The sequence below is a fragment of the Amycolatopsis saalfeldensis genome (genome assembly GCF_900110575.1).
In the GTDB taxonomy this organism is placed as follows: Bacteria; Actinomycetota; Actinomycetes; order Mycobacteriales; family Pseudonocardiaceae; genus Amycolatopsis; species Amycolatopsis saalfeldensis.
Map to the genome: position 1 here is coordinate 46,947 of NZ_FOEF01000032.1, position 18,324 is coordinate 65,270.

20 protein-coding genes are annotated in these 18,324 nt (G+C 70.2%); 9 read left to right on the forward strand and 11 right to left on the reverse strand.

Features of this window, described 5'->3' with window-relative positions:
* Nucleotides 1-10 precede the first annotated feature (10 nt).
* From BMY97_RS42120 to BMY97_RS42150, 7 genes are read right to left on the reverse strand one after another with little or no spacing between them, the layout of a single operon-like run.
* Nucleotides 11-772, reverse strand: a complete 762-nt coding sequence (locus tag BMY97_RS42120; protein ID WP_091628781.1) for an SDR family NAD(P)-dependent oxidoreductase — start codon at nt 770-772, stop codon at nt 11-13.
* Nucleotides 769-2,193, reverse strand: coding sequence for an aldehyde dehydrogenase family protein (locus tag BMY97_RS42125; RefSeq protein ID WP_091628782.1), 1,425 nt, complete (start codon nt 2,191-2,193; stop codon nt 769-771). The genes BMY97_RS42120 and BMY97_RS42125 overlap by 4 nt, the downstream gene beginning before the upstream one ends.
* A complete protein-coding gene (locus BMY97_RS42130) occupies nt 2,186-2,962 on the reverse strand; it encodes an ATP-binding cassette domain-containing protein (protein WP_091628784.1) in 777 nt (258 codons plus the stop codon). Before BMY97_RS42130 ends, BMY97_RS42125 begins: the two co-directional genes overlap by 8 nt.
* Nucleotides 2,959-3,759, reverse strand: a complete 801-nt coding sequence (locus BMY97_RS42135; protein WP_091628786.1) for an ATP-binding cassette domain-containing protein — start codon at nt 3,757-3,759, stop codon at nt 2,959-2,961. Before BMY97_RS42135 ends, BMY97_RS42130 begins: the two co-directional genes overlap by 4 nt.
* On the reverse strand, nt 3,756-4,574 hold the full coding sequence (locus BMY97_RS42140) for an ABC transporter permease (protein ID WP_091628788.1): 819 nt from the start codon (nt 4,572-4,574) through the stop codon (nt 3,756-3,758). Before BMY97_RS42140 ends, BMY97_RS42135 begins: the two co-directional genes overlap by 4 nt.
* Nucleotides 4,574-5,518 carry an ABC transporter permease gene (locus tag BMY97_RS42145; RefSeq protein WP_091628790.1) on the reverse strand — a complete coding sequence of 315 codons (945 nt, stop codon included), beginning with the start codon at nt 5,516-5,518 and terminating at the stop codon, nt 4,574-4,576. The genes BMY97_RS42140 and BMY97_RS42145 overlap by 1 nt, the downstream gene beginning before the upstream one ends.
* The gene (locus BMY97_RS42150; protein WP_091628792.1) at nt 5,515-7,005 is read right to left on the reverse strand and encodes an ABC transporter substrate-binding protein; all 1,491 of its coding nucleotides are present in this window, start codon (nt 7,003-7,005) and stop codon (nt 5,515-5,517) included. Before BMY97_RS42150 ends, BMY97_RS42145 begins: the two co-directional genes overlap by 4 nt.
* 73 nt (nt 7,006-7,078) lie before the next feature.
* Between BMY97_RS42150 and BMY97_RS42155 the strand changes: the two genes are divergently transcribed.
* Nucleotides 7,079-7,813 (forward strand): FadR/GntR family transcriptional regulator, encoded by a 735-nt coding sequence (locus BMY97_RS42155; protein ID WP_091628794.1) that lies wholly within the window; start codon nt 7,079-7,081, stop codon nt 7,811-7,813.
* On the opposite strand, the gene BMY97_RS42160 is transcribed toward BMY97_RS42155, so the two are convergent.
* The 3 genes from BMY97_RS42160 to BMY97_RS42170 form a co-directional block, all read right to left on the reverse strand.
* On the reverse strand, nt 7,814-8,401 hold the full coding sequence (locus BMY97_RS42160; RefSeq protein ID WP_091628795.1) for a class F sortase: 588 nt from the start codon (nt 8,399-8,401) through the stop codon (nt 7,814-7,816).
* Nucleotides 8,401-9,105 (reverse strand): hypothetical protein, encoded by a 705-nt coding sequence (locus BMY97_RS42165; RefSeq protein ID WP_091628797.1) that lies wholly within the window; start codon nt 9,103-9,105, stop codon nt 8,401-8,403. Before BMY97_RS42165 ends, BMY97_RS42160 begins: the two co-directional genes overlap by 1 nt.
* A 141-nt stretch (nt 9,106-9,246) precedes the next feature.
* The gene (locus tag BMY97_RS42170) at nt 9,247-10,278 is read right to left on the reverse strand and encodes a trans-sulfuration enzyme family protein (protein ID WP_091628799.1); all 1,032 of its coding nucleotides are present in this window, start codon (nt 10,276-10,278) and stop codon (nt 9,247-9,249) included.
* A 90-nt stretch (nt 10,279-10,368) separates the two neighbouring features.
* On the opposite strand from BMY97_RS42170, the gene BMY97_RS42175 reads away from it, so the two are divergent.
* Genes BMY97_RS42175 through BMY97_RS42185 form a run of 3 tightly spaced genes read left to right on the forward strand, consistent with a single transcriptional unit; the run spans nt 10,369 to nt 11,741 of the window.
* Nucleotides 10,369-10,764, forward strand: coding sequence for an ArsR/SmtB family transcription factor (locus BMY97_RS42175; RefSeq protein WP_091628827.1), 396 nt, complete (start codon nt 10,369-10,371; stop codon nt 10,762-10,764).
* A complete protein-coding gene (locus BMY97_RS42180; RefSeq protein ID WP_091628801.1) occupies nt 10,697-11,179 on the forward strand; it encodes an SRPBCC family protein in 483 nt (160 codons plus the stop codon). Before BMY97_RS42175 ends, BMY97_RS42180 begins: the two co-directional genes overlap by 68 nt.
* On the forward strand, nt 11,166-11,741 hold the full coding sequence (locus BMY97_RS42185; protein WP_091628803.1) for a TIGR03086 family metal-binding protein: 576 nt from the start codon (nt 11,166-11,168) through the stop codon (nt 11,739-11,741). Before BMY97_RS42180 ends, BMY97_RS42185 begins: the two co-directional genes overlap by 14 nt.
* 20 nt (nt 11,742-11,761) lie before the next feature.
* Here the strand turns inward: BMY97_RS42185 and BMY97_RS42190 are convergent, their stop codons facing one another.
* Nucleotides 11,762-14,983: a penicillin acylase family protein gene (locus BMY97_RS42190; protein ID WP_091628804.1), complete on the reverse strand. Its 3,222-nt coding sequence runs from the start codon at nt 14,981-14,983 to the stop codon at nt 11,762-11,764.
* A gap of 151 nt (nt 14,984-15,134) precedes the next feature.
* Between BMY97_RS42190 and BMY97_RS42195 the strand changes: the two genes are divergently transcribed.
* From BMY97_RS42195 to BMY97_RS47575, 5 genes are all read left to right on the forward strand, one after another.
* The gene (locus BMY97_RS42195) at nt 15,135-15,509 is read left to right on the forward strand and encodes an FKBP-type peptidyl-prolyl cis-trans isomerase (protein ID WP_091628806.1); all 375 of its coding nucleotides are present in this window, start codon (nt 15,135-15,137) and stop codon (nt 15,507-15,509) included.
* Nucleotides 15,510-15,634: 125 nt separating this feature from the next.
* Nucleotides 15,635-16,399: a S1 family peptidase gene (locus BMY97_RS42200; RefSeq protein WP_091628807.1), complete on the forward strand. Its 765-nt coding sequence runs from the start codon at nt 15,635-15,637 to the stop codon at nt 16,397-16,399.
* A 144-nt stretch (nt 16,400-16,543) separates the two neighbouring features.
* Nucleotides 16,544-17,290, forward strand: coding sequence for a S1 family peptidase (locus tag BMY97_RS42205; RefSeq protein WP_091628809.1), 747 nt, complete (start codon nt 16,544-16,546; stop codon nt 17,288-17,290).
* 37 nt (nt 17,291-17,327) lie between these two features.
* Entirely contained in the window at nt 17,328-17,663 is a 336-nt protein-coding gene (locus BMY97_RS42210; RefSeq protein ID WP_091628811.1) for a hypothetical protein, read from the forward strand.
* A gap of 103 nt (nt 17,664-17,766) precedes the next feature.
* Nucleotides 17,767-18,153: a hypothetical protein gene (locus BMY97_RS47575; protein WP_177231807.1), complete on the forward strand. Its 387-nt coding sequence runs from the start codon at nt 17,767-17,769 to the stop codon at nt 18,151-18,153.
* Nucleotides 18,154-18,324: the final 171 nt, after the last annotated feature.

Below are 18,324 nucleotides of genomic sequence, written 5' to 3' on the forward strand. Positions count from 1 at the left end.
GCCTCCGATTTCATGAAGCAGGCGGTTCGAAGCGGCCGTCGACCGCGGTCCAGCCCCCGTCGACAGCCAGCACAGAGCCCGTGACGAACGTCGAAGCGTCCGAAGCGAGGTACACGACGGCGCCGGCCAACTCGTCCGCGCGCGCCCAGCGGCCGAGCGCGCCCTTCGTCGCGTACGCGTCGTACCAGTCCGGGTTCGCCTTGATCTGCGAGGTCAGCGGCGTCTCAACGACACCCGGCGCGATCGCGTTCACCCGCACGCCCGACGGTCCGAACTCCGCCGCCGCCGTCCGGAACAGCTGCACCAGCCCGGCCTTCGTCGCCGCGTACGGTCCCTGACCGGGCTCGACGGTGGTGCCGCGGATCGACGAGAAGCCGATGATGCTCCCCCGCCCGCGCCGCACCATGCCCGCGCCGAACGCGCGGACCACCTCGAACGTCGCCCCGAGGTTCAGCGCCAGCACCCGGTCGAACTCCTCGCGCGTGTAGTCCAGCAGCCGCTTTCGCACGTTCATCGCGGCCGTCAGCACCACGATGTCCAGCTCGCCCAGCGCCGAAGCCGCCCGCGCCACCGCGCCGGGATCCAGCAGGTCGATCTCGTACGCCTCGGCGACGCCGGTTTCGCGAGCCGCCTCGACGTCGCGGTCCGCGCAGACCACGTGCGCGCCGTGCGCCGCGAGCGCCCGCGCGGCCTCGCGGCCGATCCCGCTGCCGCCGCCCAGCACCACGGCGCGGCGGCCGTCCAGCCGGAACAGGTTCGCGTAGTCCGTCACGGCCGAAGCACCGCCATCCGCGTCACGGTCAGCTCTTCCACGGCGAACCGCGGCCCCTCGCGCCCGATGCCGGAGTCCTTGACCCCGCCGTACGGCATCGTGTCGGACCGGAACCCCGGCACCTCGTTCACGATCACCCCGCCCACCTCCAGCTCGTCCAATGCCCGGAAAGCCGTGCGCAGCGAACGGCTGAAAACGGCGGCGTGCAACCCGTAGCGCGACGCGTTGACGGCCGCGAACGCTTCGTCCACATCGGACACCGTGCGCAGGCAGACGATCGGGGCGAAGACCTCCTCGTCCCAGCACTCGACGCCGTCGGGCACGTCCGCGAGCACGGTCGGCTCCAGCACGCCTTCACGCACAGAGCCGCCGGCCAGCACGCGCGCGCCCGCGGCCGTCGCTTTGTCGACCCACTCCAGCGCCCGCGAGGTCGAGCGCCGGTCGATCAGCGCCGAAACCCGCGTGTCGGACAGCCGCGGATCGCCGGTGACCACCTCGCCGAGCCGCGCGAGCACCTTCGCGGTGAACTCCCCGGCGACCGACGACACCACCAGCACCCGCTGCACCGAGATGCACGCCTGGCCCGACGCGTAGAACCCGCCGCGCAGCACGGCGTCGGCCGCCGCGTCGAGGTCCGCGTCCTCGGCGACCACCAGCGCGGCGTTGGAACCCAGCTCCAGCAACGTTTTCGTGGGTGCCGCGTCCCGGGCGATCCGGTGGCCGACGGCCGCCGAGCCGGTGAACGACACCGCGCCCACCCGCCGGTCGGTCACCAGCGCGGAGCCGACCGCCGCGTCACCGGTCACCAGCTGCACCATCGACGGCAGAGCGGTAAGACCGCGCACGAGGTGCACCAGCCAGAGCGTGGCCAACGGCGTCTGCGGCGCCGGCTTGACGACCACCGGGCAGCCGGCCGCGATGGCCGGCGCGATCTTGTGCGACGCCAGCAGCAGCGGGTAGTTGAACCCGGCGATCCCGACGACCACCCCGATCGGCTTGCGCTTCCAGAACCCGACCAGCCCGTCGCCCGAGGGCAGCAGGTCCAGCGGCACCGTCTCGCCGTGCAGCCGCGAGACCTCTTCGGCCGCCGCCTCCCACGTGACGATCGTGCGCGCGACCTCGACCCGGCAGTCCACCAGCGGCTTCCCGGTCTCCAGGACCAGCAGCTGCTCGAACTCCTCACGACGCTCGCGTAACGCAAGAGCGACGTCGTTCAGCACCGCCCGCCGGGTCCGCGACGGCAGCGCCGCCACCTCCCGTTTCACCGCCACCGCCTCGTCGATCGCCCTCGTGGCCAGCGAAACGGTGCCGACCGGCGCGGAGCCGATCACGCTGCCGTCGTAAGGGAAAAAGACGTCCGCATGATCCACTGTGGACACCCATCCGGCGCCGATCGGCAGGCCGTCGGGGTACTCAGGCATCGCTGTCTCCTTTCAGCCGGGCCAGCTCGGCGCGCAGGTTCGGCGCGGCCGCCAGCAGCTCGCGGGTGTACTCGTGCTTCGGCGCTTCGTAGACCTCCTCCACGTCGCCGATCTCGACGATCTCGCCGCGCCGCATCACCGCGACGCGGTCGCAGACGTGCCGCACCACGCCGAGGTCGTGGGACACGAACACGAGCGTCAGCGAGTACTCCGCGACCAGACGTGCCAGCAGGTCGAGGATCTGCGCGCGCACGGAGACGTCCAGCGCGCTCACCGGCTCGTCCGCGAGCAGCACGCGCGGGCTCGGCGCGAGTGCGCGGGCGATGGAGATCCGCTGCCGCTGACCGCCGGAAAACTGGTGTGGGTAACGCATAGCCGCGTCGGCGGGCAGCCCGACGGCTTCGAGCAGCTCCGCGACGCGCGCCGGGTCGCGACGGCCGAGCGGCTCGGAGACGATGTCGCGGATCCGCATCCGCGGGTCCAGCGAGCCCATCGGGTCCTGGAAGACGATCTGCAGCTCCGACCGCAGAAACCCCAGCCGCCGCTCGGGCTGGTCGTCGATCCGGCGGCCTTGGAACGACACCGTGCCCGCGGTCGGCCGGTCCAGCGCGGCCAGCAGCCGGACCAGGGTGGACTTGCCCGAGCCCGACTCGCCGACCACGCCGAACCGTTGCCCGGCCTCGACGTCGAAGCTCACTCCGCGCAACGCGTGGACGTCACGCCGGGCATAACGGCGTTCCAGGTCGCGGACCTCGATCAACGCGCTCATCGCTGTGCTCCGTCCTCTGGGGCCGAGCCCCAGGCCCCGGCCGGGGGACAAGCCCCCCTGGACCCCCCAACCCCGTCGAGGTCCGAAGAGCTCAAAAGCCGCCGCGTGTACTCGTGTTGAGGCGCCGTCAACACCGAGCGCGTGGAACCCTGCTCGACGATCTCGCCGTCCAGCATCACCAGCACCCGCTCGCAGACCGACGCGACCACCGCGAGGTCGTGCGTGATGAACAGCAGCGCGCTCTCGGTGGGCAGCGAAGTCCGGATCAGGGAAAGGATCTGCGCCTGCACGGTGACGTCGAGCGCCGTGGTCGGCTCGTCGCAGACCAGCAGCGACGGGTCGTTGGCCAGTGCCATCGCGAGCACCACACGCTGCCGCTGACCGCCGGAAAGCTGGTGCGGGTACGCGCGCGCGGTGCCGGGGAGCCCGACGTCGGCCAGCAGCTCCTCGGCGGACCGGCCGCGTCGGCCGTGCACCCGGAACGGCTCGGTGACCTGCCGTCCGACGCGCACCACCGGGTTCAGCGCCGTCATCGGCTCCTGGAAGACCATGGACAGCCCGTTGCCGCGCAGCCGCGAAAGGTCCTTTTCGGACGCTCCCAGCAGCTCTTTCCCGTTCAGCCGCACGGAACCGGAGGCGGACAGCTCGTCCGGCAGCAGCCCCATGATCGACAACGCGGTGAGCGACTTCCCGGAGCCGGACTCGCCGATCAGCCCGACGCGCTCGCCGGCGCCGATCTCGAACGACACGTCGCGCACCAGGTCCGCGACCCGCAGGTGCTCCACCGTCAGCGTCATGCCCGGACCGCCAATCGCGGGTCGAGGCGGTCTCGCAGGCCGTCGCCGAGGAGGTTGAACCCGAGCACGGCGACCGCGATCGCGATACCGGGCACCAGCGCGAGCCGCGGATGCGCCGTGAGCAGCTCCTGCGACTCCTGCAGCATCCGGCCCCACGACGGCGTCGGCGGCCGGGTGCCGAAGCCGAGGAACGACAGCGCCGCCTCGGCCAGCACGGCGATCGCGAACGACACCGACGCCTGCACGATCAGCAGGCCGGAGATGTTCGGCAGCACGTGCCGCGCGGCGATGCTCAGCCGCGACCGGCCGGCCGAGCGCGCCGCCAGCACGTACTCGCTGCTGCTCACCTGCAGCGTGCCGGACCTCGCGATCCGGGCGAACGAGGGGGTGGTCGCGATGCCGATCGCCACCATGGCCGTGAGCGTGTCGGCGCCGAACACCGCGCCGAACATGATCGCCAGCAGCAGCGCGGGAAACGCGAGCACCAGGTCGTTCACGCGCATCACGAACTCGCCGAGCCAGCGCGGCGCCAGCCCCGCCAGCACGCCCAGCGGCGTCCCGATCACCGCGGCGATGCCGACCGCCACCACGCCGACGTACAGCGTGGTGCGCGCGCCGACCATGACCTGGCTGAACACGTCCCGGCCGAACTTGTCGGTGCCGAACAGGTGCGAGCCGCTGAAGCCGAGCAGCCGGTCCGGCGCGTCGACCTGCACCGGGTCGTACGGCGTCCAGGCGAACGACACCAGCGCGGCCAGCACCACCAGCGCGACCAGCACGCCGCCGACCACGAGGTTCCCGTTGCGTGTTTTCATCACGAACCCCGCAGCCTCGGGTCGAGCACCGTGTAGAGGACGTCCACCACGAAGTTCACCAGCAGCACCCCGGCCACGAGCACCAGCACGATCCCCTGCACGGTGAGCAGATCGCGCGAGGAGACGGCGTCCAGCAGCAGGCTGCCCAGCCCCGGCAGCACGAACACGCGCTCCACCACCACCGCGCCGATCAGCAGCGTCGCCAGCTGCAGGCCGAGCACCGTGACGACCGGGACCGACGCGTTGCGCAGCCCGTGCCGGAACAACGCCTGCCCCGGCAGCAGGCCCTTGGACCGCGCGGTGCGCAGGTAGTCCTGGCCGAGCGTGTCGAGCACGGCCGAGCGGACGTACCGCGTGAGCACCGCGCCCTGCACCAGGCCGAGTGACAACGCGGGCAGCACGAGCCCGCGCAGGAACTCGCCCACGTCCTGGTCCGGCGGCGTCCACCCCCCGCTGGGCAGCCAGCGCAGCTGCACGGCGAAGATCTGCACCAGGATGATCCCGGCGAGGAACGCGGGGATCGCCACGCCGATCTGCGAGAGCCCGGAAACCGTCACACCGCTGGGTTTCCGGTGCCGGACGGCCGCGAAGGTCCCCACCGGCACCGCGATCACCAACGCGACGACCATGCCCGCGCCGACCAGCCACAGCGTCACCCCGAGGCGGTCGAGCAGCTGCGGACCGATGGCGTCGCGCGTCACGTACGAGCGGCCGAAGTCCCCGTGCAGCACGCCACCGATCCAGCGCAGGTACTGCGTGACCAGCGGCTGGTCGATGCCGAACTCCGCGCGGGTCTTCGCGAGCAGCGCCGGCGTCGCGTTGACGCCGAGCGCCACCTGCGCCGGGTCGCCGGGCAGCACGGCCATGAACAGGAACACCACGATCGACGCGACGAGCAGGCTGACCACCAGGATCGCCACCCGCCGGAGCACCTTCAGGGTCATCGCGGCCTCAATCCGGTGAGGTCGAAGGATTCGCTGACCTGGTTCGGCGCGAAGCCCGTCACCTTGGCCTTCGCGACGATCACGTTGGGATAGAGGAAGAGCCAGTCCGCCGCCGCGTCGGTGTTGAGCTGACGCGCGACCTGCTTCATGTCGGCGACCTGCTGTTCCGTGCTCCCGCTGTCGGCTTCGGCGAGCAGCTGCTGCACGCGTTTGCTGTCGTAGCCCCAGTAGTACGTCGGTTTGCCGAACGTGGTGATGTCGCGCGCCTCGACGTGCTGGACGATCGACAGGTCGTAGTCGTGGTCGGTGAACACCTGCTTGAGCCACACCGCCGGGAAGTCGAGCGGCTCGATCGTGGTCCCCACCCCGACCTCGGCCAGCTGTGACTGCACGACCTGCGCGGCCGAAACCGCGTACGGCAGGTTCGGGATCCGCAGCCGCAGGTTGAGGTTCTTCACGCCGGCCTGCGCGAGCAGCTGCTTCGCCTTCCCCGGGTCGTACGGGTAGACCTTCGACAGGTCCTCGTACCACGGGTCGGTCGGTGGGACCATGCTGCCGATCAGCGTGCCGCGACCGTTGAAGACCAGGTCCAGCACGGCTTTCCGGTCGATCGCGTAGGTGAGTGCCTGGCGCACGCGGGTGTCGTTCAGCGGCGCGCGCTTGTTGTTGAACGCGAGCGTGACCTCGCTGTTCGTGGTGCCCTGCACGACGGTGAACCGGGTGTCGCCCTGGAACTGCGGGATCGAATCGGCCGAGGTGAGCGACGAGATCACGTCGATGCCGTTGCTGAGCAGCGCGTTGTTGAGCGCGGTCGGATCGGCGATGTACTTGAGCACCACGGTGCGATACGCGGGTTTCCGGCCCCAGTACGCCGGGTTCTCCCGCAGCACGATGGAGTCGCCGCGCCGCCGGCTCGCCACCTCGTAGGGCCCGGTGCCGACCGGCTTGTTCGCGAGGTCGGCGACGCCGGTGGGGCTGAACATCGCGCCGATCCGGCTGGTCAGGCTGAACAGCCAGCCGTTGCTGGGCTTCGAAAGCACCACCCGCGCGTGCTCGGGCGAGACGACGTCCACGTGGTCGACCACGTCCATCGCGGACTTGACCGAGATCGTCCAGTCGGTCTTCACCCGCAGCAGGGAGAACTTGACGTCCGCGGCGGTGAACGGCGCGCCGTTGCTGAACTTCACGCCGGGCTGGAGCTGGAAGTCGTAGGTCTTCCGGTCCGGGCTGATGGTCCAGGACTTGGCGAGCAACGGCACGACGTGACCACTCGCGTCGAGCTTCACCAGGCCTTCGTAGACGTTGTACAGCAAGGCTTGCGGGATGGCGGCGCCGTCGGCGTGGGTGAAGTCGAAGCTCGCGGGCTCGGCCGTGAAGCCGACCGACAGCGTGTCGGGGCCGCTCGCCACACTCTCGCTGGACCCGGCCGAGCAGCCGGACACGACGAGCAGCAGCGCCAGTGCCGTCGCGTGAATCCGGGCTTTCATACCGCCTCCAACCCAGTACACTGGTCTGACCAGTAGCCCCGAGGTTCGCACCACCCGACGCCGAGGTCAAGCCATGGAGTTCGAGCCGGTCGCCCCCGTCCGCGCGTACGAGCGGATCGTGGCGCAGATCGAGGAGGCCGTGTACAGCGGGCGCCTCAAACCCGGCGAGCGGCTGCCCGGTGAGCGCGAGCTGATGACGCAGTTCGGCGTCGGGCGTTCGACGGTGCGGGAGGCACTGCGGGTGTTGCAGGCGGCCGAGCTGATCCGGTCGCGGCCCGGCGATCCGCGCGGGCCGGAAGTGCTGGCGGCCTCACCGGGCGCGCTGCAGCGGTCGATGCACCGGCTCGCGCGCGCCGAGCACGTCGGGCTGGCCGAGCTGCTGCAGTTCCGGATGGTGCTGGACGGTTCCTCGCACCTGCTCGCGGCCCAGCTGCGCACGGACGCCGATCTGTCCACTTTGGATGCCGCGCTGGCGGCGATGGCCGCGGCCGACGGCTACGCGGAGTTCAGCCGCGCGGACGTCGCGTTCCACGACGCCATCGCGCGCACGTCACGCAATCCGCTGCTGGTGGTGAGCGGCGAGGTGGTGCGCGGGGTGGTGCTGGAGCTGATCGAGGACAAGCTCTCCCACGCGCCCGACCGGACGTCGCTGATGGAGACCTGGCTGCGGCATCACGCGGAGGTGCTGGAAGCGGTCCGCGCCGCCGACGGTGCGTCGGCGGCGCGGCTCGCGCGTCAAGCCCTGTACGACAACTACGTGGAGTACGTGCCGGAAGACCGGCGCGCCCTGCTCACGCCCCTACTGTGACTAGGACACGAGGTTCGCGTACACCACGATGTTGTCCTTGTAACTGTGCTCGGCGTGGTCGAACACCCCGCCGCAGGTGATCAGCCGCAGCTGCGGCTTGTCGGCGTTGCCGAACACCGCCTGCGTCGGGAACGTGTCCTTGGGGACCTGGTCCTTGTGGTCCACCACGAACTTCAGCTTCTTGCCGTCGCTGCGCTCGACGTCGACCTCGTCGCCGGGGTTGACGTCCTTGAGCTTGTAGAAGATGCCCGGCTGGTGATTGCCGTCGACGTGCCCGAGCACGATCGCGGGCCCGACCTCACCCGGCACGGGCGAGAGGCGGTACCAGGCGGCCTGCATCGGAGTCTTCACCGACGGCACCGAAATCTGCCCGTCCTTGTTGGGCAGCACGGTGATCAGCGAAGACTTCGCGCCGATCTTCGGGATCTCCACCGACGTCGGCCGCAGCCCGACGAACGGCTTGGTCACCGGCACCGAGGCCGGGGGCTTCGCGGCGGGGGCCGGGGCGTCCGAGCCGCAGCCGCTCAGCGTGAGGGAAAGGAGCAGGGCGCCCGCGATCGCGGCGCCCTGCCCGTACTTCCTGGTCATCAGGCGGCCATGCCGCCGAAGCCGGTCTCGACGCCGCCCTTGGGGGCGTACTTGACCTGCGAGTCGCCGTGGCCACCCGTGGTGCCCGCGGAACCCGCGCCCGCGCCGCCCGCCGGCGGGACCGGCTGCTCGCCGCCCTTGTCACCACCGCAGGTCCAGAACGCGGTGACGTTGCCGGCGTCGAACGAAGCACCGTCGTGGCGCTTCACCAGCCAGGCCCAGTAACGGCCGTCGGTCTCGTCCTGGTGCGGGCCCTCGACGAGGTCGAAGTCGTTCGACGAGACGCCGGTCGGCTCGCCCGCGGCGCAGGCGATCACGAAGATGCCCTGGCCGCCGTCGAGGTCGACGCCGTAGGCGATGTCGTCCTGGTACGGCTCCTCCGGCGTGGTGGTCTCCGGCTGGGAGCTGGTCGGCTTCGTGGGCTCGCCGCTGCTGGTGGGCCCACCGGTGCCGGTCGGCTTGCCCGTCGGCGTGCCGGTGTCCGTCGGCTGCCCCGCGCTGGTCGGGGTGTCCGAAGTGGACTGGCCGGTGCTCGGCTCGGACGACGGCGTGTCCGTGACCGGCGCGTCCGACGCCGGCGGGGCGGCCTCCGAGGTCGTCACCACCGGTGCCGAGTCGTCCGCCATCGCCGAAGGCGTGACGGCAAGGCTGATCAGGGCGCCCGCGAGCACGGCGCCCGCGAGTCTGCCCAGCGTTTTCTTCAAATTGGTCTCCCCTGGAAGAAAGCGCGATGAACCCCATCGCGCTTGCTGCTTCATCGCCAGGTCAACCACGTTCGTTACGTTCTTTTACGGTGTATTTGGTTTCCCAGCCCGGGGCGAATATCGGTGAATTCTTTACGGAATTCAGCCCAGCGCCGCCAGCAGATCGCGCCAGAGGTCTTCGGGGTCTTCCAGGCCGACGCTCAACCGGATCAGCCCGGCGGGCACGCGTTCCTCTCCCGGTAGCCACGCGCGCCGTTCAACCAGGCTTTCCACGCCGCCGAGGCTGGTCGCGGAACGGATCAGCCGGACCGACGCGCACACCCGGTCGGCGGCCTCGGCGTCCGACAGCTCGAAGGCGGCCATCATCCCGAAGCCCGGATACCGGACCTTGGTGACGGCGGGATGTTCCGCGAGCCGGGACACCAGCAGCGCGGCGGTCTTCTCCTGCTCGGCCAGCCGCACATGCAGCGTCCGCAGCCCACGCAACGCGAGCCACGCCTCCAGCGCGCCCGGCGTGGTGCCGATGCGCGTCCGTGCCCCGCGCAACTCTTCGGCCACGGCGTCGTCCTTCGCCACGGCGATGCCGAGAAGCAGGTCACTGTGCCCGCCGATCAGCTTCGTGGCGCTGTGCACCACAACGTCAGCGCCCAGCTTCAACGGCTGCTGGTGCAACGGCGTCGCGAAGGTGTTGTCGACGACAACCCGTCCGCGCGCCCCCTTCGCGATGGCCTCGATGTCCATCACGTCGAGCGTCGGGTTCGTCGGCGATTCGAGCCACAGCAGGTCGGCACCGCAGTCGATCCAAGCCTGGGTGTCGGTGGGCTCGAGCTCGGTGACGGTGAGCCGCCCGAGTTTCTGCGCGTGCTGCAAGGCCCCGCGCGTGACGGCATAGCTGAAAGTCGGCACTGCCACCTGCGACCCGACGGGCAGAGAATCGAGCACCGCGGACAAGGTCGCCACCCCGGACGCGAACGCGAACGCGCGCCCGCCTTCCAGCGCACCGACGGCCTCCTCGAGCGCCGCCCACGTCGCGGTCCCGTCCGACCGCGCGTACACGAAGTCCCCACCGGCCTCGAACGTGCTCGTCGCGACAATCGGCGTGTTCAGCGGCTCGCCGGGGCCGTGCGGCCGCCCGGCCGCGATCGCCCGGGTGCGCGGGGTCCAGTCGTCCATGAGGCTCACCGTAACTTTCAACCAGGAGATTGAAAACCACGCGCCGACCGGCTATGGTCCTTTCAACCACAGAGTTGAAAGAGATCGAAGATGACCGCGGACGCGCTGTCCCAGACCTTCGCCGCACTGGCGGACCCGACGCGGCGCGACATGGTGGCCCGGCTGGCCGACGGCGACGCGACCGTGGGCCAGCTGGCCGAGCCGTACCGGATCTCGCTGCAGGCGGTCTACAAACACCTGCGGGTGCTCGAGGACGCCGGGCTGGTCAGCAGGCCGCCGGGCCCGCAGCCCCGGCCGGTGCGCCTCGAAGCCCAGGTGTTCGACCTGATGGACGGCTGGATCGAGCGTTACCGCCGTCGGTTCGAACAACGCTACCGCCGGCTCGACGCCGTGCTGGCGGAGCTGGAAGGAGACCACGATGGACAAGATCGCCGAGGCCCGGATCGAGGCCGACCCGAGCCTGCCGCTGATCCGGATGGCGCGTGACTTCGCGACGACGCCCGAGCGGCTCTTCCGCGCCCACACCGACCCCGGGCTGTTCGCCAAGTGGGTCGGCCCCGACGACACCACCACGCTGATCGACCACTGGGACGCCCGCACCGGCGGCAGCTGGCGCTACGTCTCGGTCGTCCGCGGGACGGAGTACGGCTTCCACGGCTGCTTCCACGAGGTGCGGCCGGACCGGATCGTGCAGACCTTCACGTTCGAGGGCGAGCCCGAGGGCGTCGCGCTGGAGACGCTGTGGTTCGAGGACCTCGGTGACGGCCGCGCGCGCCTGCGCTCGCAGTCCCTTGTGGACAGCATCGAGAGCCGTGACGGGATCCTGCGCTCCGGGATGGAAGTCGGCATCAACGAGGGTTACGCGAAACTGGATGGGATGTTGCACGATGGCACTGTCTGACCAGCCGGCCGAGCGGCACCGCGAGGTGGCCGGCCGTTTCACCGAACGAGTCCGTGGCACGAAGGACTGGGACGCACCGTCACCGGTCGACGGCTGGGCGGCGCGTGACGTCGTACGGCACCTGGTCGAGTGGTTCCCGTCGTTCCTCGCGGCGGGCGCGGGAATCGAGCTGCCCAAGGGTCCTTCGGCAAACGAGGACCCGGTCGCCGCGTGGCGAGTGCACAGCGAAGGCGTGCAGGCGTTGCTGGACGATCCCGATTCGGCCGACCGCAAGCTCAGCAACCCGCACATCGGCACGCTGGCGCTGCCCGCCGCGATCGACCAGTTCTACACCGCCGACGTGTTCATGCACACCTGGGACCTGGCCCGCGCGACCGGCCAGGACGACCGGCTCGACGCGGACTTCTGCGCGGCCCTCCTCGGCGGGATGGCCGGGATGGAGGACGTCCTGCGTTCGTCGGGCCAGTACGGCCCCCGAGTCGAGGTGCCGGCGGACAGTGACGTCCAGACCAGGATGATCGCCTTCATCGGCCGCGATCCGTTCTGGTCCGACCACGCCTGACTGCCCGCCGGCACCCGTTCTCAGTGCGCGTAAACCTCGAACTCGTACAGCGAATACCCGTACTTCGTCCCCCGCTGCTCGCCCGCGAGGCGGACGAAGCGGGCGTCCGAGGGTGCGAAGGACACGTTGTCCGCGCCGCCGTTGCCGTCCGTCACCGTCGCGGCATCACGCCAGGACTCGCCGTCCGCGGAGAGCTGCACCTTGTAGCCCTTCGCGTACGCCGATTCCCACGACAGCACCACGCGTGACACCTGCTGCACCGAGCCGAGGTCGACGGTGATCGACTGGTTGTCGCTCCAGTCGCTGGCCCAGCGGGTGGCGGGGTTGCCGTCGACGGCGTTCGAGGCGGGCGAGTTGTAGAAGCCCGTCTCGGCGCTGGTCGCGGAGACCGGCTTGCCCGCGGCGAGGTTCGAAACGTTGTCGCCGCGGTGGGCCGCGTACTCGACGACCTGCTGGAACGTCGGGCGGTTCTGCGTGCTGACCTTGCCGTGCGTGATGCCGCCGAGCGGGCGCTGGATCACGCTGTCGGCGCACCACTGGTCGCCGGCCGAGCAGTCCGAATCACCCGGGTAGACGGTGTTCGCGGGCTGCGCCGCGGCCGCCGTCAGCGAGTCGACGAGCGCGGTGCGGCAGGCGTCGAGGTTCCCGCCACCGCAGAACGTCGCGCCGAGCGGGCCCGCGACCGGCTGGCCGAGCACCGTGCGGATGTCCTTGCTGACGTAGCCCCACCAGCCGTGCTGGTACGAGGAGCCCTGGTGCGGCTGCCCGACGTGCTTGCCCGGCGTCTCGTTCTGGAACCCGGACGGGCTTTCGTTGATCTGCAGCACGTTGGTCATCGCGGTGAACGCGTCGTCGCCCATGGCGGGCTTGAACTCGTTCGTGACCAGCAGCGGCCACCACGCGTCCATGATCCGGATCGCGTCGGCGTCGTTGTAGGTCTTGCTGCCGGGCGAGGACTCGACGCGCTGGTGCCCGTTGGCCATCCAGACTTTGAGCTTCGCTTCGGCGTCGGCCGCGGCGCCGGTGAGCGGCGCCTTGTCGAGCACCTGGAGCAGCAACGGCAGCACCTTCTCCGCCCGCAGGTCGGCCAGCGCCGCGTCCTCCATGGCCTGGGTCAGGTTGACCCGGGTCACCTTGGTGCCGCTGGAAATCAGCGCCTTCACCCGCGAGTCGAGCAGGTCGGCGCGGTACACGGCGGACTTGTCGGCGCCGCCGGAGGCGTAACCCTTGGCCTGCGCGTTGTTCCAGCTGATGTAGTAGTCCTGGTTGATCGACTGCGGGTGCTGCGACATCGGCGTGTAGGCCGCGACGTTGCCGTCCGGCTTCCAGCCCTGCCAGTCGTAGCCCTGGTCGCCCCAGACCGGCATCATCGGGTCGACGGTCGGATTGCGCACCGGGTTCGCGCCCGAGTTGAAGTACGCGACGTCCTTCGAATCGGCGTAGAACCAGTTGAAGGTGAAGTTGACGTCGTTCGCGGCCTTCTCGAAGTCCGACGCCGAGTGGATGAAGTCCGGGTCGTTGAACTCCTGGAAGCCGATCAGCGAGTCCACCTCGTGGAAGTACGAGGACCGCAGCGAGGTGTAGGCCACCGGTTTGCCGCCGACCGTCGCACGGCTGGTCACCGGGCCGTATTTCGTGCGATAGCTGCGCAGGGTGTACGAGCCGGCCGCGGTGCCGTCGGCGAGCGTCGGGGTCCAGGAGTTCTTACGCTCCACGGTGTCCATCGGCAGGCACTGGCCCTGGTAGACGTAGTAGTTCGTGTCCTTTGTGGCCGGTTTGCCGCTCGGGTCGCACAACGGCAGCGCGTACGTGTCGATGATGTCCTGCGCCGAGGTGGTCGCGCTCCACGAGTAGTCCTGGCCGCGGCCGAGCAGCACGTACATGCTGATGCCGGCGAACGAGGCGCCGCGCGCGCTGATCCCCGGGCCCTGGAGCTCCTGCAGCATGAGCAGCTGCGGCGCGAAATACCCGGTCTGCGGGCCGAACACGGCCACCGGGTGCCCGCTCGCCGTCTTCGAGCCCGACACCACGAGCGCGTTGGACATGCCGTGCTTGTCCGTCATCATGTCGCCCGGCAGCACGCCGTTGTCGAACATCCCGCGCGCGGCTTCCTGGCCCTTCGGCGCGGGGACGTCCACCTTCGCCGGCGTCGCCGACGAGGCCGAGCCGGTGGGGTCGTACACGAGCTGCTGGTTCGTCACCGAACCCTTGTCCGGCAGCGCTTCGCCCTGCGGGTTCGCGGGCGTCATGCCGTAGTCGAAGGTCTGCCCGTCGTGCAGCGTCTTCACGGCCTCGGGGTCGTCCGCGGCGCGCAGGCTCTGCCACACCTTCTCGCCCTGCTGGACGCCGTACTTCTCCTGCAGCGCGAGCTTCGCGACCGCGTTCTGCACCTCGCCGCCGCCGCCGGCGCCGAACTGGGCGCCGACCACGGACGCCAGCACGACCAGGTCGGTCAGCTTGAACGGTTCGATGGTGCCGGCGTTGGTGATCGCGTCGACGTGCCCGGTGAGCACGTACTCACCCGGGAAGTAGCGGCCGTTGTGGGAGTCGGTGATGTACTTGTTGATCCCGTCGATGTAGGCCTGCGCGTCGGCCAGCCCCTGCTTGCCGCGCGGGCCGCTGTTGGCGGCGGCGTCGATCTGCGCCTGCAGCTCCTGCTCCGTGTACGGCGCGGCGGAGAAGAAGGACTGCTCGAGCTCGCGGTTCGCGGGCGCGCCCCCGGCGTACGAGGTCAGCTGCCCGCGGCCGACGCGGCGCATGATGTCCATCAGCCACAAGCGGTCCTGCCCGGCCGCGTACCCGGCGCCGAACTCGGTGCCGGAGCGCGTGGTGCCCTGGATGTGCGGCACGCCGGTGGCCTTGTCCCGGGTGATGGTCACGTCGGAGCGCGGCTGCAGCGTGCTGGCCACCTGGTCCGCGGGCACGCCGAACGACGAGTCGTTGAAGAACTTGCCGATCGTGTCCGTGGTCAGCGTCTTGTAGCCGCCGGCGAGGTCGGCGTACTTGCCGAGCTGGTCGTCGGCGTGGCCCGGCTGGGTGCCCAGCGCCTTGTTGGCGAGGATCTCCGCGAGCGTCGCGCTGCCGTTCTCGCCGGGCGGCAGGATGTCGTTGCACTGGCCGGCGCAGTAGTCGTTGCCCGGCAGCGCCGCGGTGGCGGGCGGGACGCCGGCCACCGCCTGGGTCAGACCCGCCGTGAGCACGGCCAGCGCCGCCACGGTCAGGATGCGGATGCGTCGTCGCATGCCCGAACTCCCGTCCACGAAGATCCCCCAGGGGGTGACGTGGCGCACGCTACCGGCGGGTAGAGACATTTGTGAAGACTTTTCGCGTTTAACCCACCGTTGGGCGTAGTCCGATCGGCGCAGCTCACAGGCCGTCGGTACGGTGTCGCCCATGACCTTGGAAAAGCCCGAAATCGACCGCCCGGACGGCCCCGCGCCGGCCGACCTCGAGATCACCGACCTCACCGTCGGAGACGGCACCGAAGCCCAGCCCGGCAGCGCGGTGAGCGTCCACTACGTCGGCGTCTCCCACTCCACCGGAGCCGAGTTCGACGCTTCGTGGAACCGCGGCGAGCCGCTGCGGTTCGCGCTCGGCGCCGGCCAGGTCATCCCCGGCTGGGACCAGGGGGTGGCCGGCATGAAGATCGGTGGCCGCCGCAAGCTCGTGATCCCGCCGCACCTCGCCTATGGCGAACGCGGCGCGGGCGGCGTCATCAAGCCCAACGAGACCCTCGTCTTCGTGGTCGACCTCGTCGACGTCAACTGAAGCCGCACCTCCTCGGCTGCCGGGATGGCCAATCGGGCAACCCGGCAGCCGAACACTTACGAGTGAACGCGCCTCCCCGCTAAGGTTCGGTAATCACCGACTCAGACCACCTGTAGGGGAAATTGATGCGTGTTCGTGCGGTGCTTTCCGCTGCCGTCCTGACGCTCGCGTGCACCGCGGGCGCCCTCGCCACCGCACTGCCGGCCTCGGCCGTCGCCAACGGGTCCGACGTGCCGCAGGGCCAGTTCCAGTTCGCGGCGAAGCTGACGATGACGAACATCCCGAAGCCGGACGGAACCCATTACGACAGCGCGTGTTCCGGCGCCCTGATCGCTCCTCAGTGGATCATCACGGCCGGGCACTGCTTCCACGACGTCAACCGCAAGCCGATCTCCGGGCCGGTGCCGTACGACACCTCGGTGCTGCTCGGGACCACCGTGCAGAGCGACGGGCTCGGCGTCACGCGCAAGGTGACCGACGTGCTTCAGGCCGGCACCAACGACATCTCGCTCGCGAAGCTCGACAGCCCGGTCACCGGGATCGCGCCGCTGACCGTCCAGCGCGACGCGCCGACGGTCGGCCAGAGCGTGACGCTCGCGGGCTGGGGCAGCCTGAGCTCGACCGACGCGAAGCCGTCCACGAAGATGCAGCAGGGCTCGATGGCGGTCAGCCAGGTCGACGCCACCACGGCGGGCGTGATCGGCGTGCAGCCGTCGAACACGACCAGCGCTTGCCTGTACGACTCGGGCGCGCCGTACTTCGTCCCCAACGAGACCAGCGGCCAGCTCGTGTCGGTCGAGTCGGACGGCCCGGACTGCCCCCACTCGACCCCCGAGACGACCGCTCGCGCCGACGTGATCGCCGATTGGATCGCCGCGAACGCAGTGTGAAAGTCAAGTACACGAACGGGCCCCGCGCATGCCGCGGGGCCCGTTTTCTTTCGCCCGACAAGGGAATTCCTCAGCCCGCCGGACCTGGTTAGCGTGGAGGGCCGATCATCGGCGTCCCGCCGGTGCCCCGGACGAAGGGACCTAATGCGCGTTCGCGCCGCAGTCACCGCAGCAGCCCTCCTGCCCCTCCTCACCGCCGCGCCGGCGTTGGCCGTCGCGAACGGCTCAGACGTCCCGGCCGGCCAATTCGGCTTCACCGCGAAACTGGCCATGGCGAGCATCCCGCGCCCGGACGGCAGCACGTATTCGAGCTTCTGCTCCGGCTCGCTCGTCGCCCCGCAGTGGATCCTCACCAACGGCCACTGCTTCCACGACGTGAACCGCAACCGCGTGTCCGGCCCGGTGCCGTACGCCACGACCGTGACGCTCGGCCTGGTCGACGAGGCGAAAGAGCAGGGGATCACGCGCAAGGTGACCGACGTGCTGCAGTCCAGCGTCAACGACACCGCGCTGGCGCACCTCGACAGCCCGGCCACCGGCGTCACCCCGCTGACCCTGAACCGCCTGGTCCCGGGCACCGGGCAGAGCCTCACCCTGGCCGGCTGGGGCAGCACCACGGCGAAGAACCCGGCGCCGTCGGCGAAGCTGCAGCAGGGCACGGTCGAGGTGGCGAACGTCGCCCCGACCACCCTCGGCGTCCGCGGGGTCAGCCCGGCCGCCACGACCAGCGCGTGCACCTACGACGCCGGCGCGCCGTATTTCGTCCCGTCGGGCTCGGGCGGCCAGCTCATCGCCGTCGAGATCACCGGCCCCGACTGCCCGCACGCCAGCGCGGAACTCACCGCCCGCGTCGACGTCATCGCGGACTGGGTCGCCGACCACACGAAGTGAGTACCGTGGACGGGAATCGTCGACCCGAGGAGAGCAGATGCCCGAGCCGATCCTGACCGCCATCGCCACGACGCTCGCGACCAAGGCCGCCACCGGCCTGTACGAACTGGTCAAGCGCAAGTTCTCGGGTGACAGGAAGGCGGCCGCGGCGCTGGAGGCGGCCAAGCCCGAGGACCCGGCGACGATCACGGCCCTCGCCGAGCGCCTGGACGAGCAGAGCCAGGCGGACCCCGCGTTCAAGGCCGCCCTGCACGCCGAGTTCGAAGTCCACCAGGACGCCCGCGGCGGCGGCGTGAACAACCACGTGGGCACCGTGGCCGAAGGGGCCAAGGTCGTCCAGCTACGTGACGTACACGGCAACATCAGTTTGTGAGCCGCACGGAGAGCAATCGCTAGGATTGCTCTCCGTGCCCTCTCCGTCGATCCCCGTGCCGCCGCGCTGGCGCACCGTGTCCACGGAACGGACCCTGCTGGCGGTGGTCCACAACGTCACCGCCGCCACCCGCCTCCTCGACGTCCTGACCCTCTTCGCCGGCGACCCGCGAATCCAGACGGTCTTCACCTGCCCAGGATCGAGTGCGTTCACCCGCGGCACCGAAGAATTCCTGGCCGCCCGCGGCATTCCCCTCCTACCCTGGCCGGAAGCGATCCGGACCAAATTCGACTGGGCTCTGGCCGCGAGTTACGGCGGTGACCTGCACGAATTGCGCGCGCCGTTGACGGTGGTGCCGCACGGAATGGGTTACAATAAATTCTTGGAAACCGGAAACCGGAAACCGGAAACCGGAAACCGGAAACCGGAAACCGGAAACCGGAAACCGGAAACCGGAAACCGGTCTTCGGGCTTTCCGAGCCTTGGCTGATGCATCGGGGCGAAGTCGTCCCCCGGCACATCGTGCTCTCCCACCGGGAACAGCTCGACCGGCTCCGGCACAGCTGTCCACCGGCGGCGGAACGTGCGGTCGTCGCAGGCGATCCCTGCCTGGACCGGCTTCAGGCAAGCAAGCCACTGCGGGAAACCTACCGACAGGCCC

Excerpts from the sequence above, each read along its gene's own strand:
- BMY97_RS42155 (WP_091628794.1), top strand. The coding sequence starts at position 7,079 with ATGGAGTTCGAGCCGGTCGCCCCCGTCCGCGCGTACGAGCGGATCGTG.
- BMY97_RS42195 (WP_091628806.1), top strand. The coding sequence starts at position 15,135 with ATGACCTTGGAAAAGCCCGAAATCGACCGCCCGGACGGCCCCGCGCCG.
- BMY97_RS42200 (WP_091628807.1), top strand. The coding sequence starts at position 15,635 with ATGCGTGTTCGTGCGGTGCTTTCCGCTGCCGTCCTGACGCTCGCGTGC.
- BMY97_RS42175 (WP_091628827.1), top strand. The coding sequence starts at position 10,369 with ATGACCGCGGACGCGCTGTCCCAGACCTTCGCCGCACTGGCGGACCCG.
- BMY97_RS42130 (WP_091628784.1), bottom strand. The coding sequence starts at position 2,962 with ATGAGCGCGTTGATCGAGGTCCGCGACCTGGAACGCCGTTATGCCCGG.
- BMY97_RS42205 (WP_091628809.1), top strand. The coding sequence starts at position 16,544 with ATGCGCGTTCGCGCCGCAGTCACCGCAGCAGCCCTCCTGCCCCTCCTC.
- BMY97_RS42150 (WP_091628792.1), bottom strand. The coding sequence starts at position 7,005 with ATGAAAGCCCGGATTCACGCGACGGCACTGGCGCTGCTGCTCGTCGTG.
- BMY97_RS42135 (WP_091628786.1), bottom strand. The coding sequence starts at position 3,759 with ATGACGCTGACGGTGGAGCACCTGCGGGTCGCGGACCTGGTGCGCGAC.
- BMY97_RS42190 (WP_091628804.1), bottom strand. The coding sequence starts at position 14,983 with ATGCGACGACGCATCCGCATCCTGACCGTGGCGGCGCTGGCCGTGCTC.
- BMY97_RS42140 (WP_091628788.1), bottom strand. The coding sequence starts at position 4,574 with ATGAAAACACGCAACGGGAACCTCGTGGTCGGCGGCGTGCTGGTCGCG.
- BMY97_RS42180 (WP_091628801.1), top strand. The coding sequence starts at position 10,697 with ATGGACAAGATCGCCGAGGCCCGGATCGAGGCCGACCCGAGCCTGCCG.
- BMY97_RS42160 (WP_091628795.1), bottom strand. The coding sequence starts at position 8,401 with ATGACCAGGAAGTACGGGCAGGGCGCCGCGATCGCGGGCGCCCTGCTC.
- BMY97_RS42145 (WP_091628790.1), bottom strand. The coding sequence starts at position 5,518 with ATGACCCTGAAGGTGCTCCGGCGGGTGGCGATCCTGGTGGTCAGCCTG.
- BMY97_RS42210 (WP_091628811.1), top strand. The coding sequence starts at position 17,328 with ATGCCCGAGCCGATCCTGACCGCCATCGCCACGACGCTCGCGACCAAG.
- BMY97_RS42125 (WP_091628782.1), bottom strand. The coding sequence starts at position 2,193 with ATGCCTGAGTACCCCGACGGCCTGCCGATCGGCGCCGGATGGGTGTCC.
- BMY97_RS42185 (WP_091628803.1), top strand. The coding sequence starts at position 11,166 with ATGGCACTGTCTGACCAGCCGGCCGAGCGGCACCGCGAGGTGGCCGGC.
- BMY97_RS42170 (WP_091628799.1), bottom strand. The coding sequence starts at position 10,278 with ATGGACGACTGGACCCCGCGCACCCGGGCGATCGCGGCCGGGCGGCCG.